The 16,158-nt window shown below is 68.5% G+C and carries 12 protein-coding genes and 3 pseudogenes; 6 read left to right on the top strand and 9 right to left on the bottom strand.

Features of this window, described 5'->3' with window-relative positions:
- The first annotated feature begins 32 nt into the window (after positions 1-32).
- Complete coding sequence (locus tag ACIBW9_RS37250) at positions 33-479, top strand: spore-associated protein A (protein WP_398961649.1); 447 nt, start codon at positions 33-35, stop codon at positions 477-479.
- A gap of 289 nt (positions 480-768) precedes the next feature.
- On the opposite strand, the pseudogene ACIBW9_RS37245 reads toward ACIBW9_RS37250, so the two are convergent.
- Together ACIBW9_RS37245 and ACIBW9_RS37240 are read right to left on the bottom strand one after the other, a co-directional pair.
- Positions 769-1,260: pseudogene (locus ACIBW9_RS37245) on the bottom strand (IS481 family transposase); the annotation flags it as partial.
- A gap of 5 nt (positions 1,261-1,265) precedes the next feature.
- A complete protein-coding gene (locus tag ACIBW9_RS37240; protein ID WP_398961646.1) occupies positions 1,266-2,654 on the bottom strand; it encodes an MFS transporter in 1,389 nt (462 codons plus the stop codon).
- A gap of 126 nt (positions 2,655-2,780) precedes the next feature.
- Here ACIBW9_RS37240 and ACIBW9_RS37235 point away from each other — a divergent pair, with 126 nt between their 5' ends.
- Positions 2,781-3,416, top strand: coding sequence for a helix-turn-helix domain-containing protein (locus ACIBW9_RS37235; protein ID WP_398961644.1), 636 nt, complete (start codon positions 2,781-2,783; stop codon positions 3,414-3,416).
- 13 nt (positions 3,417-3,429) lie between these two features.
- Here ACIBW9_RS37235 and ACIBW9_RS37230 read toward each other — a convergent pair.
- The 3 genes and pseudogenes from ACIBW9_RS37230 to ACIBW9_RS37220 all read right to left on the bottom strand — a co-directional run.
- Positions 3,430-3,716: pseudogene (locus ACIBW9_RS37230) on the bottom strand (integrase core domain-containing protein); the annotation flags it as partial.
- Positions 3,717-3,799: 83 nt separating this feature from the next.
- On the bottom strand, positions 3,800-4,789 hold the full coding sequence (locus ACIBW9_RS37225) for an ornithine cyclodeaminase family protein (RefSeq protein WP_398961642.1): 990 nt from the start codon (positions 4,787-4,789) through the stop codon (positions 3,800-3,802).
- Between the two features lie 271 nt (positions 4,790-5,060).
- A complete protein-coding gene (locus ACIBW9_RS37220) occupies positions 5,061-5,771 on the bottom strand; it encodes an SDR family oxidoreductase (protein ID WP_398961639.1) in 711 nt (236 codons plus the stop codon).
- Between the two features lie 90 nt (positions 5,772-5,861).
- Between ACIBW9_RS37220 and ACIBW9_RS37215 the strand changes: the two genes are divergently transcribed.
- The 3 genes and pseudogenes from ACIBW9_RS37215 (at position 5,862) to katG (ending at position 10,351) form a co-directional block, all read left to right on the top strand.
- The gene (locus tag ACIBW9_RS37215; protein ID WP_398961636.1) at positions 5,862-6,455 is read left to right on the top strand and encodes a TetR/AcrR family transcriptional regulator; all 594 of its coding nucleotides are present in this window, start codon (positions 5,862-5,864) and stop codon (positions 6,453-6,455) included.
- A 500-nt stretch (positions 6,456-6,955) separates the two neighbouring features.
- Positions 6,956-7,885: pseudogene (locus ACIBW9_RS37210) on the top strand (SpoIIE family protein phosphatase); the annotation flags it as partial.
- A gap of 276 nt (positions 7,886-8,161) precedes the next feature.
- Positions 8,162-10,351, top strand: a complete 2,190-nt coding sequence (katG, locus tag ACIBW9_RS37205) for a catalase/peroxidase HPI (protein ID WP_398961773.1) — start codon at positions 8,162-8,164, stop codon at positions 10,349-10,351.
- A gap of 276 nt (positions 10,352-10,627) precedes the next feature.
- On the opposite strand, the gene ACIBW9_RS37200 is transcribed toward katG, so the two are convergent.
- The 4 genes from ACIBW9_RS37200 to ACIBW9_RS37185 form a co-directional block, all read right to left on the bottom strand.
- Entirely contained in the window at positions 10,628-12,520 is a 1,893-nt protein-coding gene (locus tag ACIBW9_RS37200) for a hypothetical protein (protein WP_398961633.1), read from the bottom strand.
- Between the two features lie 876 nt (positions 12,521-13,396).
- Entirely contained in the window at positions 13,397-13,732 is a 336-nt protein-coding gene (locus tag ACIBW9_RS37195) for a hypothetical protein (RefSeq protein WP_398961631.1), read from the bottom strand.
- Complete coding sequence (locus ACIBW9_RS37190) at positions 13,716-14,006, bottom strand: helicase-related protein (RefSeq protein ID WP_398961629.1); 291 nt, start codon at positions 14,004-14,006, stop codon at positions 13,716-13,718. The genes ACIBW9_RS37195 and ACIBW9_RS37190 overlap by 17 nt, the downstream gene beginning before the upstream one ends.
- A gap of 44 nt (positions 14,007-14,050) precedes the next feature.
- Complete coding sequence (locus ACIBW9_RS37185; RefSeq protein ID WP_398961626.1) at positions 14,051-14,713, bottom strand: hypothetical protein; 663 nt, start codon at positions 14,711-14,713, stop codon at positions 14,051-14,053.
- Positions 14,714-14,722: 9 nt separating this feature from the next.
- Between ACIBW9_RS37185 and ACIBW9_RS37180 the strand changes: the two genes are divergently transcribed.
- The gene (locus tag ACIBW9_RS37180) at positions 14,723-16,135 is read left to right on the top strand and encodes an ISL3 family transposase (protein WP_398961623.1); all 1,413 of its coding nucleotides are present in this window, start codon (positions 14,723-14,725) and stop codon (positions 16,133-16,135) included.
- Positions 16,136-16,158 lie beyond the last annotated feature (23 nt).

Raw genomic sequence — 16,158 nt, 5'->3', positions numbered from 1 at the left:
CACTACTTGACCACCGACCACGGGGGAACACCATGAAGTCTTCGCGTCACCTCACCACGGCCGCCGTCCTGGCCACCGTCGCGCTCGGCGGGGCCGTCGCCCTGGCCGCTCCGGCCGGCGCAGCGCCCCGCACCGCCACCGTCGCCGCCGCGGCGGGAGCCGCCTACAACGGCGCCTGCGGCTCCGGCTACACCGTCATCGACTCCACGCCGGTCGAGGACAAGGGCACCGTCTACGTCACCTACAACAAGTCGACCGGCAAGAACTGCGCGGTCACCCTCCGCAACGCCTCCGGTGCACCGGTGTCGATGGCCGTGACGCTGGGCATCGACGCGGGCCGCGGCGCCCCGTACGTCGTGGACAACGGCTTCTACACGACGTACGCCGGTCCCGTGTACCTGGACGCCCGAGGTCAGTGCGTCCTTTGGCTCGGCGCGATCGACGGCGCGCTGGGCAACGGGCACGGTCACTGCGGCTGAGTCCGCGCGGTCCGCACACCCCCGACGGGTGCCAGCCGCCAGCGGTGCGGCTCGGCCTTCGCGCCGACGTGAAGGGTCTTTCAGCACCAGCCGTCGGGCAGCAGCATCCGGTTGCTGCCCGAGGCGCGGCCACGGGGCGCTTCGGCGCCGGCGGGCCAGGGCCGGCCGAGGACAACTCGGCTATCTCGCACTGGGCGTCTGGCCCATGAGGCGCGCCTGCCGCGTCGCGACCGGCCTCGGCCGACTCGCTGGCTGGGGTCTTGGACCGGGCGCCACACGGGTGCTGCGGCCGGCCGTGGGTGCGCCATCCGCCATTGTCGGGGATGGGGCCGACTTTCTTGACATCGACGTGGACCGTGTGCCCTGGTCGACGGGCAATGATTTTTTGGGGTTTCCTGTTCGAGGCCCCGTTTGGGTCGGTGAACGGGCGCCGGTTCGGCCCCGGTTGGGCCTGATGTCGACTCGCGGTCCGTCGGCTGGTGAGTGTGTCGGTTTGCGTGAGTTCGCATGGGATGCGGGCTGTCGGCCACTTGTGGGCGTGTCGGAGGACCTCGATCTGGGCTGCTACTTCGCCTGGGGTGGCCGGCGGCTGGTGTTGTGGTGTCGAGGAGCGGTCCAAGAGCGCGATCTCGCCGGGTCTGCGGTAACGGTTCACCCGCTTTGAGGTACAGGTCCGGGAGATTCCCATCTCAGCGGCGTCGTGAGCAATGGGGCGTGGTCGGCAGCGCTCGAGGAGGTGGTGGCGCCCTTCAACGGACAACGGTGCGTTGCGGTGAGTCATGCGGCTCACCGCGCTTGCGGGGAGGCGGGGCCAGGGTTGGCCTCCTTCGGCCGTGATAGGTGGGCGACGAGGAGGACCAGTACGCCACAGGTGGCGACCAGGATCCAGCCCGGGCGGGACGCGTGTGCGAGCCCCGTCGGGCTGGTGGCCGTGACCAGGGCGCCGGCGAGAGCGATGCCGAGAGCGGAGCCGAGTTGCCGTGCGGTGGAGGTGATCGCCCCGGCCACGCCGGCACGGGCGGGTGGCAGTCCGTTGACCGCGGTGTTGGTGATCGGGGCGTTGGCGAAGCCGAACCCGATGCCGATGAGCGAGTATGCGGCCAGCAGCAGCGACACGCTCGTATGCGGGGTGAGCCGGACCAGGCAGAGCCCGCCGGCCGTGATGAAACCGCCGGCAAGGAGCAGCGGCAGCCGCGGTCCCGTGCGGCCGACCATGCGGCCGGACCAGGGGGCGCAGACCATCGCTCCGACGGCCAGGGGCAAGGTCGCCACTCCGGCGGCCAGCGGCGTCCATTCCCGGGTGTGCTGCAGGTAGAGGGTGTTCAGCAGCAGTGTCATGGTCAGAGCGACGAAGACCGCCACCGCGCCCAGGACGGCACCGCTGAAGACCGGGCTCCTGAAGATCCGCGGATCCATCAGCGGCTCACGGCGGCGGGACTCGACCCACACGAATCCGGCTGTCGCCACAGCAGCCCCTGCGTATCCCGCCAGCGCCGCAGGCGACGTCCAGCCGATGCGGGGCCCTTCGATCAGGACGCCGACCACGACCGCGAGGACCACGGTCAGCAGGACCTGGCCGGGCAGGTCGAGGCGCCGGGCCCGCGGTGCCCGGGACTCCGGCACGAACACCGCACTGAGCAGCAGAGCGGCCGCGATGACCGGTGCGTTGATCCAGAACAGCGCCCGCCAGCCGAGCCCCGCGAGCAACGCACCGCCCGTGACGGGACCAGCGGCCATGCTCAGCCCGAACACCGACGCCCAGACGCCGATCGCCTGCGCCCGTTCCTTCGGGTCCGGCATCGCGTTCACCACGATCGCGAGCGCCACGGGGCTGAGCATCGAGGCACCGATGCCCTGCACGGCGCGGGCCGCGATGAGTACGCCCACCGACGGGGCGAGCGCGCAGACCAGCGAGGCCACGCCGAACGCGGCCAACCCACACTGGAACACCCGGCGGCGTCCGAAGCGATCCGCCAGTGCGCCGGAGGAGATCAGGCAACTGGCCAGGACGAGGGTGTAGGCGTCCACGATCCATTCGAGGCCGCGCGTGTCGACATCCAGGCCGCGCCCGATGGCCGGCAGACCCACATTGACGATGGTGGTGTCCAGGCCCACCAGGAACATGCTCAGGCAGCAGACGGCCAGTACCGTCCAGCGTCTGCGCGCACTCAGCATGGGTGGAACAGGGGGTGGCGTCGCGATCACGGTCTACCTCTGATGTCCGGGAACAGTGCCCGGCAAGGCTCAGCCCCAGCCACAGCTGCAGCCCATCATTTTTGCGAACACTGCAAAAATGGGTCCATGAACACAGGATCCACGGGCGCGGAGCTGGAACAGATTCTGGATGGCATCGGGTCCCGGCTGCGCCGGCTGCGCCGGGAACGGGGACTCACGCTTGAGGCACTCGCGGCCACGACCGGGATCTCGGTCAGCACACTGTCCCGGGTGGAATCGGGCAAACGGCGCCCGACTCTGGACCTGCTCATCCCGCTGGCACGGGCCCACCACGTCGCACTCGACCAGCTGGTGGCGGCGCCCGCCAGCGGTGACCCTCGGGTGCACCTGAGGCCCCTGCACAAGGAGCGCGGCAGCGTCCTCGTGCCCCTGACGCAGTACCCGGGCCGAGTGCAGGTCTTCAAGCAGGTACTGGCCCCCCGTCAGCCGGAACTGGTCACCCACGAGGGCTACGAATGGCTCTACGTCCTCGCCGGTCGGCTACGCCTCATCCTCGGGGCGCAGGACTTCACGCTGCGGCCCGGCGAAGTGGCCGAGTTCGACACCACCGAGCCCCACTGGTTCGGCCCTGCGGACACGAGCGCCGTGGAGATCCTGCACCTGTTCGGTCCACGAGGAGACCAAGCCATCGTCCGCACCAGACCGTCCACAACGGATCTCGCCCCGCCGACCGCCCCGAACCCACCGTCAACAACGTCATGACCCGCAACACTTTGTAGGAGGCCAGGACGTTGGTGACGTGGTCGGCTAGCCGAGAGGCCGGCGGCTGGCCGCCTGCTCCGCTGTGGGGGCGGTGGTAGTTGTAGTGGACGTTCCAGACGCCGGAGGGCTCTGCGGCGTTGATCTTCAGATAGCCAGGTGCGGGCGTAGAGGAATTTCTCGGCGATGATCCGGTTGTAGCGCTCCACCTTGCCGTTGTGTCACGGGGTAGGGCGTGATCCGCTGGTGGCGTGCCCCGAGGAGTGCTCGGGCGAACGCGTTGGCGCGGTAGCAGGCTCCGTCTCAACCGTGTACGGGTGAATGTGCTCAACCGGTGGACCGTGCGTTGCCGATCCAGCCACCGTGATCGCCTGCTGGTGGCGGCATCACCGCAGCGAGGTCTCCTCGCCGATTGACTGCTCGCGGGCGGAGGCGACGACCAGGGCCGTGGCCGCGGCGTCCTGCACTGCCACGCCGACCGACTTGTAGAGGGTGATCTGGTCCGGTCTGGTGCGCCCCGGTCTGCTGCCGGCGATGAGTTCGCCCAGTTCGGCGTGCACGTGATTGGCTGTGATGAGGCCGTCGCGGATCGGCATGAGCAGGTCGTTGCTCCCCGCAGGAAGCGGGGCAAGCACGGCCTGGCGCGATTCGACGCACACCAGCGCATCGGTGACCGTGGCGTCGTCGATCTCGCGGCCGGCAGGGTTGTACCCCACGGACGTGATGTGCACCCCGGGTGTCAGCCAGGAACGGCGGATCACGGGTTCGACGGCGTGCGTCGTCGCGGCGGCGATGTCCGCGCCGTCGAGCGCCTCGGCGTAGCTGGACACGGCCTGGACTTCGCCCTCCAGTACGGCTGAGAGTTCCGCGGCCAGGACAGCGGCTTTCGCCGGATCCCGACCAGCGACGCGGATCTGCCGGATCGGGCGGACCCGACAGATCGCGTGGGCGTGGGACCGGGCCTGCACGCCGGTGCCCAGCACTGCCAGCACGGTCGAGTCCTCGCGGGCCAGCAGTCGCGCCGACAACGCGGAGCAGGCGCCGGTCCGCGCTGCGGTGATGGCCGTACCGTCCAGCAACGCAGCGGGCTCGCCGGTGTCCGGATCGAACGCCACGATCAGCGCCTGATGTGTAGGCAACCGTGCCGCGTCGTTGTGCGGGAATACTGACACCAGCTTGGTCATGAGCACCCCGGCCGACGGCAGGAAGCCCGGCATGGCCGCCAGGAATCCATCACGTTCGGGCACCAGGGCGGCGACGCGGTCGGGTACCGAGGCGCGGCCCGCACTGAGGTCTGCCATCGCCGGGGCCAGGGCATCGATCAGCGAGTCCATGTCGAGCAGGGCCTCGACCTGCGAGCGGCCCAGAACAAGCATGCGCCTCAACCTCCTGGTTCCGGTCATCCGGCCAGCGACCGCACAGCCAAAGCATCAACCGCAGTCCCGTTGCCCCGGTTATGACACGCCGCCCCTCGTGAGCACGTTCATGCGTACGTGCCTGAGCACATCAGCCTGTACGCCGACAGGCGGCGCAGAACTGGGTCGCGAATAGCGGTTCGCGACCCCGTTCTGCGTGCAGGCCATCACTTGCTCGCCGAAGCCGTTCCGTGTCACGACGGTGCGGCGGCTGGGCAATGGTGAAGAAGCCTCAGGCGGTGAGGCGTGCGCCGCCGTCTGTTTCGATGACGGTTCCGGTGATGTTGGGGTTCGTGGCCAGCAGCACGATGGCCTCGGCGACATCCGGGGCGGTGGCTATGCGCTTGGTGGGCAGGGCGTTGGCCGCCTGCTTGAAGAACGCGGATCGGTCCCCGGCGGCGAGTCCGTCCCACCACGGCGTGTCGACGTATCCCGGCGAGACGGCGTTGACCCGGATCGGTGCCAGTTCGGCGGCGAGCGGTTGGACGAGCCCTTCGACGGCGGCGTTGAGCGAGCCAATGCCGGCTGTGCCGGGCAGGGCAGCCCTCGCTGTGACGGCTCCGACGAGGGTGATCGAGGCGTCCGCGCTGAGGTGAGCGAGCGAGGCCTGGAGTGCGGTGACGGTAGGCCAGTACTTCTCCTCGAACGCTTGCCGCAGGCCATCGAGCGGCAAGTCGCCGAGCGGGCCGGCGCCGCCCTTCCCGGCCAGGGTGATGACGAGGTGGCGGATCGGGGCGATCTTCGCCGCGAGCGTGGCGACCGCCTCCGCGTCGGCGGCGTCGAGAACGTGCCCGTGGACGTCTCCGTCGACGGCAGCGGTTGCCCGGTTGAGCCGCTCTGTGTTTCGTCCGGCGATGTGGACCGCGTGTCCTCGACTGGCGAGTTGTCGGGCGACCGCCAGGCCGACCCCCGACGTGCCGCCAATCACGAGTGCAGTGGTCATGCTCACTCCTTATTCCGAGACGTAGCGTCTCGAATGAGCGTAACACTATTCCTAGACGTGACGTCTCGATAATGGGTTAGGCTGCCCCGCATGACCGGCGCTACGACACCCGCCCGCGGCCGCAAGCGGAGCGAGCAGACGAAGCTCGCGATCCTCACTGCGGCCTACGAGCTCACGACCGAGGTCGGCTTCCCAGACCTCACCATCGAGGGCATCGCCGCCCGCGCCGGGGCAGGCAAGCAGACCGTGTACCGCTGGTGGCCCACAAAGGCGGACGTCCTGCTCGAAGCCCTGGCGCTCAAGGCAGATCTGAAGGTCTCAACTGCGGACCAGGGTTCATTCGACGCGGAGTTGGACGCCTTCCTGCGTGACTCCGCCGCCCTGATGGCCTTCCCAGGAGTGGTCCCCGTCCTGCGTTCCTTGATGGCCGAGGCGCAACGCGACGCAGACTTCCGGCGCCGCTTCCAGGACGGCTTCCTGATCAAACGCAGGGCCGCGCTCGAGACCATCGTCGAGCGCGCCGCAGCCCGCGGCGACAAGCCCGCTCACCTGACGGCAGCCTTCGCCGCCGACCTGGTGTTCGGCCTGATCTGGTACCGGGTCCTCGCCACCGAGCGCCTGCTCGGCCAAGACGACATCACCGCCATCCGACGACTGCTGAACGAACACCCCGGCGAGAAGTAGCACCCGGGTGGCCTTCGACAACTGCCTCATGAAGGCGTTCTTGTTCGGGTTCTCGATCGTCTTGACCTCGCGATAGCCGACGACGTTCCCTTGGCGGTCCAGAAGTCTGATGTCCGGGTTCGTCTCGCCCTGGTCGTTCTTTCCGTTCCTCTCCGGGTTGATCTCGACCGTGGTGTCGTCCGGACCGCCCTCCAGCGACTTGTAGGAGTTCTCCTCGGTCAGCAGCTCCTGTTTCTTCGAGCCCAGGTGTTCCTTGAGGAGTTTCTCGGCACCCGCGTCCCGTGCGCTCGACCCGCTCTCGGAGGTGGAATCGCCCCCACCACCCCCGCCGTGGCCGTTCTGCACCGCGTACGCGATGTTCGGCGCTGCCACCGCCCCGACGACGGTCGCGGAGCCGGCGACGGCCAGACCGGTGCCCGCGACGTCGAGGGCCGCGCCGAGTGGAGCGCCGATGACCGTGGCCATGAGAGCCGTACCGCCCGCGTCGGCGGCCGCGCCCGGTGCACAACTTCTCCGCCCTCGATCTGCCGCCCGACGAGCTGCTGAGCCATCTGGACGACCTGGTCGGCCGCATCGACCAGAACGAGGGGGCCGAGAGCGCCGCAGGCCTCGTGGGCGCCACCTGCCTGTACGGGATCTACGACCCCGTGACGCGCAGCTACGTCACGGCGTGTGCGGGGCATCTGGCGCCCGCACTGGTCCAGCCCGACGGAACCGTCACCTTTCCGGACGTGCCGGCCGGCCCGCCTCTCGGCCTCGGCGGCATGCCGTTCCAGACCGCGGAGCTGTGCCTCGCGGAGGGAACCCAGCTCGTCCTGTACACCGACGGCCTCATCGAGGATCGCAGGCGCGACCTGGATCTGGGAATGGAACTGCTGCGCGACGCGCTGACGGGCCACCCCGGACGGCCGCCCGAGGAGACCTGCCAGGACGTCCTGGACAGCTTGCTCCCCGAGCGCCCCAAGGACGACGTCGCCCTGCTCGTCGCCCGCACGCGGGAACTGCCGCCCGACCGGATCGCCGACTGGGATGTACCGCCGGACCCGGCGGCGGTCGCGGGGATGCGCGACGCTGTGTCCGAGAAGCTCGAGGCCTGGGGCCTGTCAGAACTCGGTTTCACGACGGAGCTCGTCCTGAGTGAGCTCATCACCGACGCCATCCGCTATGGCGCCGAGCCGTTTCACGTACGGCTGATCCGCGACCGTATGCTGATCTGCGAGGTGTCCGACGGCAGCAGCACCTCACCGCATCTGCGGTACGCCGCGACCACGGACGAGGGCGGCCGGGGCCTGTTCCTGGTGTCGCAGATGGCTGAGCGCTGGGGCACCCGGTACACCCCGCAGGGCAAGGTGATCTGGGCCGAACAGGCCCTGCCCAAGGCCGTCCAGCAGCCCGTCCCGGCACCGGCCCGACGTGGCGACGCCCCCTGACGAGGAGGCGACCGGCCCGGGAGCCCCGACGTGAGGGCGCCGGCGTGAGCTCCCGGACACTTCTCCGACGGTTTGCGGTCAGAATATCCGGGAACCCGGATTCAGTTTGCGCCAGAAGGCCGGGGGAGAAAGCAGCCGCTAATCGCACGTCTGTCATGCGGGGTGCTCTGCGTGTTTCGTAGCGGTGCAGCGTGCGGTGCGCAACCATACGGACGCCGACACATCACCATCATCGGCATTGCGGGTGGAAACACCGAGACAGAAAGAAGGACGGACGTGTCCGGCAGTGAAAGCGAGAACCCAGCAATCCCCTCACCGACCCCCACGCCGACTCGGCCCAGGACAAACCGGGACTGGTGGCCGAATCAGCTGGACCTTCAGATTCTCCACCAGCACTCGTCCCGCTCCAATCCGATGGACGAGGACTTCGACTACGCGAAAGAGTTCGCGACCCTCGACCTGGACGCGCTGAAACGGGACGTCTTCGAGGTGATGACGACGTCGCAGGACTGGTGGCCTGCCGACTACGGGCACTACGGGCCGCTCTTCATCCGGATGAGCTGGCACGCGGCGGGTACGTACCGGATCGCCGACGGCCGGGGCGGTGGCGGCAGCGGCGCTCAGCGCTTTGCCCCCCTCAACAGCTGGCCGGACAACGCGAGTCTCGACAAGGCGCGCCGTTTGCTCTGGCCGGTCAAGCAGAAGTACGGCCGGAAAATCTCCTGGGCCGACCTCCTGGTTTTCGCCGGCAACTGCGCGATGGAGTCAATGGGGTTCAAGACGTTCGGGTTCGGCTTCGGGCGAGAGGATATCTGGGAACCCGAGGAAATCTTCTGGGGGCCTGAGGACACCTGGCTCGGAGATGAGCGTTACAGCGGCGACCGGGAACTCGCCACGCCTTTCGGTGCGGTGCAGATGGGACTGATCTACGTCAATCCGGAGGGGCCCAACGGCAACCCGGATCCGATCGCCGCCGCCCGGGACGTTCGCGAGACATTCGGGCGCATGGCGATGAACGACGAGGAGACGGTCGCACTCATCGTCGGCGGTCACACCTTCGGCAAGTGTCATGGCGCCGTCGATCCCGCGTACATCGGTCCGGAACCCGAGGCGTGCCCTGTCGAGCAGCAAGGCCTCGGCTGGCGGAACATGTACGGCAGTGGCAAGGGCGCCGACGCGCTCACCAGTGGGCTCGAGGGCGCATGGACCACCGAGCCGACGAGGTGGGACAACGGGTACCTGGACAACCTGTTCCGGTACGACTGGGAGCTGACGACGAGCCCCGCCGGTGCCAAACAGTGGACTCCCACGGACCCTTCGGCCAAGGACACGGTGCCCGACGCTCATGATCCGTCGAAGAGGCACGCTCCCATGATGCTGACGACGGACCTCGCGCTGAAGCTGGATCCGGTCTACGGCCCGATCGCGAAGAGCTTCCACGAGAACCCGGACAAACTCGCGGAGGCGTTCGCCAAAGCGTGGTACAAGCTGCTGCACCGCGACATGGGACCCGTCGCGCGCTACCTCGGCCCGTGGGTTCCCGAGCCGCAACTGTGGCAGGATCCCGTCCCCGAGGTCGATCACGAACTCGTCACAGACGAGGACATCGCCGCCCTCAAGACCAGGATCGTCGCTTCGGGACTGTCCATCTCCCAGCTGGTCACCACCGCTTGGGCGGCGGCGGCGAGCTTCCGCGGCACCGACAAGCGTGGCGGGGCCAACGGGGCACGGCTTCGGCTCGCACCGCAGCGGGACTGGGAAGTCAACCACCTGCCCGAGGTGGCCGAGGCGTTGCAGAAGCTGGAGCAGATCCAGCAGGACTTCAACCTCTCGCATGCTGGCGGAACGAAGGTCTCGCTCGCCGACCTGATCGTCCTGGGCGGGTGCGCGGCCGTCGAGCAGGCCGCGAAGAACGCCGGGTACGACATCACGGTCCCGTTCGCACCGGGGCGCACGGACGCCTCGCAGGAACAGACCGACGTGGAGTCGTTCGCGGTGCTCGAACCCAGGGCCGACGGATTCCGCAACTACCTCCGGACGGGAGAGAAGTTGTCGCCGGAGACCCTCCTGCTGGACCGCGCCAACCTGCTGACGCTGACCGCTCCCGAGATGACGGTGCTGATCGGCGGCATGCGGGTCCTGAACACCGGCTTCCAGCGATCCCCGCACGGCGTCTTCACGCACCGGCCGGAGACACTGACCAACGACTTCTTCGTCAACCTGCTCGACATGAGCACTCAGTGGCAGACATCGACTTCGGACGAGAACGTGTTCGAAGGCCGGGACCGCGCCACGGGCGACCTCAAGTGGACCGCCACCGCGGTCGACCTCATCCTCGGTTCGAACTCCCAACTTCGGGCCGTCTCGGAGGTCTACGCGTGCCAGGACGCGGGAGAGAAGTTCGTGCGTGACTTCGTGGCCGCGTGGGACAAGGTGATGAACCTCGATCGGTTCGACCTCTCCTGACCCGATGTCCCGGTCGGGGCGATGACGCGGAGAGCACAGAGCCCCCGCGACGCTCCCACGGTGGGCACGCGCACTCCAGCAACAGACCGCGTGCCCGCCACCCCGGGGCGTCACTCGGTACGCGGTATCCGGGCTGTTCCTTGAGGCTGCCTGGTCAGTTCTCCTCGAGCACGGAGAGATGTGTGTGGTTCAACGGGTCGCGCAGCCAGGCGTAGCGCTGGCTCTTGGGGGAGGGCCGGGGTGGATTCATCGCATGGAAGTGCGGTGACCATCGATTCAGGTTCTCCGCAGGACTCGTCCTGCGCCGGCCGCGACGGTGGTGGCCAGCAGCCAGCCGGTGCCGATGAGGATGATCCCCACCCACTGCATGGCCCCGGACGGCTCGTATGCCCGCTCCTGGCCGAGGTCGACGAGTGGCAGTAGGAGATCGAGGGTGTAGATGACGGGCTGGAAGCGCGGATAGGGTCCGCCGCCCACGGGTTCGGGGTGCCACGTCGCGAAAAGTGCGGAGCCGGTAGTCAGCAGGCACGCCAACAGCCATACGGCTCGCAGCGGGCGGTATCCGTAACCCACCGCTGCGTCCTGCAGCAGGCTCCACAGCCGGGCGGGGAAGGCGAGGGTTGGCCGCAGGCTGCGCTGCTTGACGACCAGGACGGTCCGGGCGTCGGCGTCCCGGCCGTGGCGTTGGTAGACAGCGGCCAGTTGCTCGTAGGGCTGGGGCTTGAAACCCTCCGGGTCCCGCATCAACCAGGGGAGGCGTTCCGCGGCGGGCAGGGTGGGACGCAGCATGTCGTACACGGTGCCGTCTACTCTGAGGGATGTCGGCCAGTGGGCAGGATTGTCCCGGATCAGCGTCACTTTGGTTCGGCTGAGGGCAACGTGTCCCTTGGGCGACTGCGCGAACTGCAGGGTCAGTTCAGCCGCCGTCGTGCCCCGGCAGGCGAGGGCCTCCTCTGCTCCGGCTGCGTCCAGGATCGCTCCGTGAAAGGACACGTAACTGCGGACGGTGGCATTACTGATGCCGATGCTGCCGTGAGCGGTAAGGCCGCGACCGAAGTGTGCCACCCCGCCCACGTCGATCCCATTGGCGCTCAGGGCGCTCGAGTCGCTCCCGGGTGCCGTCAGTTCGGCCCCGTCCAGCAGGAGCGAGCCGCCGATTCGAGCGTCGCACAGGTCGACGGTGCCGTGCACGGACAGGCCGTTGCGGCAGTCGAGGTCGCCGCCTATGTGTGCGCGGGCCGCCGTGAGCGCCGTACCCTCAGGGTGGTTCAGGCGGGCGCCCTTGAGGACGACGCTGCCGCGTATCGAGGTGTCCGCGAGGGTGATCGGGCCGTCGACGACGAGCCCCCGCTCGGCCTGGATATCGCCTCCGACCTGGGCGCAGCCCAGATGAAGGGCGTAGTCGCCCGCGTCCAAGCCCGGGCCCGTGAGGGTCGCGTCGAGGAGCTCCAGCGACGCCCCGATCGAGGCCCCGCAGAGGTTGACCGTTCCAGCGCAGGAGAAGCCGCGACCCATGTACAGGCCGCCGCCGACGGTGAGTTCGGACATCTGGAGATTTCCCCTGGGGGTGCTGATCGTCGCTCCCCGGAGTATGAGCAGGTCCTGCACGCGGGCATTGGTCAGGTAGAAGGTGCCTGCGCATTCCAGACCGGTTGCCGACAGGGATTCGTCCACGGCGACGGACCGGGCGTCGATGGCGGATTCCCCGGGGCCGGGGCGGACCTTGGTGCCGTCGAGGGAGAGATGGGTGCCGACGGTCAGCGAGCGCAGGTCCAGTGTCCCGTTCGCCGTGCAGCGGGTGACCTTGAACTCCTGGGCAACCCGCACGCTGTGCGCCCGCAGCCCGGGCAGCCGGCACTCGTCGAGTTCGAGCGCCTCCAACTGTGCGCCGTCCAGGCGCGGCGCCCCGTCGAGTCGGCACCGTCGCAGGCGTACGGCCCCGCGTACGACGCCCTCGGACAGGTCCAGCTCCCCGCGTATCCGCACGCCCCGCAGCCGGAGCCGGGCGAGGTGGCCCGAGCGCGGGGGCGGAGTGATCAGCAACAGCTGGCGCACGGCCTCTCCCCGTACCTCCGGCACACCCTCGCACCACTCGCCGCGCCGGTAGGCCTCCCACATCCGGCACTCACCCTCGTCCCACCCCGTCGGCGGGTCGTCATCGTCCGCCACCCGAGTCCCCCTCTTTGCAGTGACGCCGATCGAGTACCACGTTGCTGCCCACGCGGGGGAGGAAGTATCCGGGCTCCATATGGAGGACTGGTCGGTCGCCCACCGGAAGTTGGGCCTGGCCCACCGTGGTGTCGGCGACCTGAAGCGGGCAACGCACTCGGCGACCCGGAATGATGGGCTGTCCGTCCTTGATCAGGCGGCAAAGGTGGCCCGCCGGTACGGACTTAAGCCACCACCTGTGCAGTATTGAGGGCATCCGAAAGGGCGGCAAGGATGAAGTCAGGGAGTTCCACTCCATCCCCTACCCGACCAGCCGAGTTAAAGATCAATAGTCTCCCTGCGGCGCGTTTGCCCAGCCATCACCGCGGTTCCACCGGTTCCCGCGCGGGCGCGAACCGGTGAAGCCCTGGCTGTCGTTCACTGCGCTGTCCACCGCCGCCACCCCGTTCGTCGCGCAAGTGACCAATCTGCGTCACAAGCTGTCACCTGTCGAAGGAAGTTGAGAGACGGCTTCTGGACTTGCACTGAACTGCGCTCATCCCATGCGCAACCGTGGCCGGATGCGACACGATAACTAGCCGTGAGGCGCGGGGGACTACGTCGAGAGTGACAGCGAACAGGTGTGCGATACCTTGTGTTGGTCGTACTGGGGGCGGCCGGAGCGCTGGCATTGGCCCAGCGTTTTCATCTCGGTACTGCCGCGACCGTTGCATCGGTGTTGCTGAGCCTTGCGTCGGCGTACATCGCCTGGGCGGCGTTCCGCGCCGACCGTGCCGACGCTACGGCCGTAGAACTCGGCGCGATCGCCGGGCAGCTGGCCGAGGCAGTCAAGAACCAGTGGGACGACGAGGCGGCCGTCCGGCGGGTCAACGCCCCTTACTCCCTGCCGGTTGCCTGGCGCGCCGCCGATGACGACCTGGCCGAGCCCTGGCAGTTGTTGATGGACCTGGCCTGCGCCTGGCCCGGCGGGCCGCCCGGTGACCCCGCCCTCTGGCCGCGGCGCGCCGCCGGGCTGTCCGGGCAGGGAGCGGACATCGGCGAGGTGTTCGCCGAACGGGTATCTGTGAAGGACGCCTCGAAGTCGCTGATCTCCTCCACGCTTGCCGTGGCACGTTCGGTGATGTCGTGCAGGATCGTGCCCCAGGCAGCGTCTTCGCGCAGCAGTTCACGTAGCGGCGACAGCGCTACCGACGGATCACGGGCCTCGAACACCGAGGCGGTTCCGATCGTCGAGCCCGCGGAAGTGGATCGGGTGAACCGCCCGATGAACTTGGATCATCGGGCTCAGGCTCTTCTTCACGTCGTGCAGCGCGGCGATCTTCAGGGCTGGCAAATCGAAGCCTTCACCGAGCATGTCGACGCAGACGACGATCCGGCACGACCGATCTGCCAGAGCGGCCAACGCTGCACGCCGTGCCCTTGCCGTCACCTTCTCGTGCAGGACCGTCGGATTCAGGTCCCGGCGCGAGTGCCTGATAGAGCTCACCTAGGGCCAACGGCATTGCACCTAGGGCGTGTTTCAGAAGTGGATCAAGCACCGTGGTCGGTTGGGCGGTGTGTCTCGTCTGTCCAGCGGTGGGTCAGGGCCAGTCGGCCTGACCGGCGTGCCTCGCGCTGTTCGGTGACCCATCGCTCGACCTGGTTCACGGATGTCGCGAGCGACTGGCCGGTGGTGTCGATCAGCTGGGTGCGCCATCGGGGGTCTTCGGCGGTCCATGTGGTCCAGCGGTGCCAGGCCATCTCCGGCCAGCTCCTGTCGATGATGACGTCAGACCGGAAGCGCGGGTCGCGGGCGTGCCCGCGGTGCCAGGCGGCCCAGCCGCAGAAGGCGTCGATGGCGGCCTGGTCCCATCGGCCGCCGTCGCGAGCGGCGAGTCGCTCGCGACGGTCCTGGTCGGCGACGTCGATCAGGCAGACTGCGATCCCGTTCAGCGACGGGGCCGAGGGGGCGGCCAGGACCTCGCCCAGCGGGGAGTTCCCGGTCAGCAGCAGGTCCATTCCACGGACCTGGTACTCCAGCGCGCGGCGCACCCACACCTCGGTCATGCGATTGCGCCAGTGGGGAGGGATCGGAGGGTCCGGGACGCCGACTTCGTCGAAGTCGTGCACCACGACCCCGTCCAGCCGGTCGGCGACGGCGAAGGCGAGGGTGGTCTTGCCCGCACCGCTGGATCCGGTCAGCTTGAGCAGCATCTGCCTAGGGTGGCAGCTCGCAGAGGCTTTCTCGACTGGATTGTCGGGCCCCACCGGCTCTCGGCATTGGCCGGTTTCTTACAGCCACTCGTTGATGGCGGCGACCAGCACGGTTGCTTCGTAGCGGACGGCAAGCTTGTCGTATCTCGTGGCGACCGCGCGGTGTCTTTTGAGGCGATTGATGCCGCACTCCACCGCGTGGCGCCTTTTGTAGTCGGCCGGGTCGAATTTTGGCGGACGGCCGCCGCGGATGCCGCGCTTCTTGCGGTTGGCGATCTGATCGCGCTTCTCCGGCTGGGGGTGGACGAGTTCGCCTTCCGAAAGGGCTGCACCTACGGCACCGTGCTGGTCGACGTCGAGTCCGGCCGGGTCGTGGACGTACTGCCCGACCGCACCTCCGAGACGTTCGCGACCTGGCTCACCGAGCATCCCGGAGTCGAGATCATCTGCCGGGACCGGGCCACTGCCCACACCAAGGCAGTCAAGGAAGCCGCCCCCAATGCCCTCGAAGTCGCGGATCGCTGGCACCTGCTGCAGAATCTGTCCGCCGCGGTGGAGAAGACCTGCCATCAGCACCGCGACTGCCTGCGCAAACGCGCCGAGGAGGAGACCGTGACCGAGGTGCCCGAGATGGCCCCGATGCTGTTAGCGCCCGCAGAGCTGCCCCGCACCCAGACCATTGAACGCACCCGCCACCGCTACGAGGACATCCACCGCCTGCTGGAGAGACGCTGGACGATCAGCGCGATCGCCCGCCGGCTGAACCTCGACCGCAAGACTGTGCGCCGCTTTCGCGACACCGGCCTCGACCAGCTGCTGGCCTCCGCCCGCGACCGCCGCCCCAACGGCGTTCTGGAGCCCTTCAAGGCAAACCTCAACGCTCGCTTCACCGAGGCGCAAGGGCAGGTCAGCGGCACCCGGCTGTTCCTGGAGATCCAGGCTAGCGGCTACCGCGGCAGCCGCCAGGTCGTCCGCAAACACCTCGCCGCCCTCCGCGCGGGCACCGCCGAACCGATCCGGGCCGACATCCCGAGCCCTCGCAAGATCACCTCGTGGATCATGCGGCCCCGGGAGACGCTCACCGAAAGCCAGGACGAGCGCCTCCTTCAGGTCCGGCTCGTCTGCCCGGACATCAGCCGGGCCTGCGACCTCGCCCGGGCCTTCGCGGATCTGGTGCGTCACCGGCGCGGATTCCTGCTGATGGAGTGGATCCGTCAGGCCGAGCAGGAGGCGCCGAAGCCGATGAAGGGCTTCGCCGGATTCCTCCGTCAGGACCTCGACGCCGTCACTGCCGGACTCACGCTGCCGTGGAGTTCCGGTGCTGTCGAAGGGAACGTGAACCGGGTCAAAACGCTCAAACGAGCGATGTATGGCCGGGCCTCGTTCAGCCTCCTCCGGACTCGGATCCTGATCCGCCCATGAGATGGTGAGGCCGCACGCAAGGG

This window comes from Streptomyces sp. NPDC049541, from assembly GCF_044465725.1.
GTDB lineage: Bacteria > Actinomycetota > Actinomycetes > Streptomycetales > Streptomycetaceae > Streptomyces.
The sequence above is the reverse complement of the archived record's forward strand: the minus strand, read 5'-3'. Positions and strand labels throughout refer to the sequence as shown.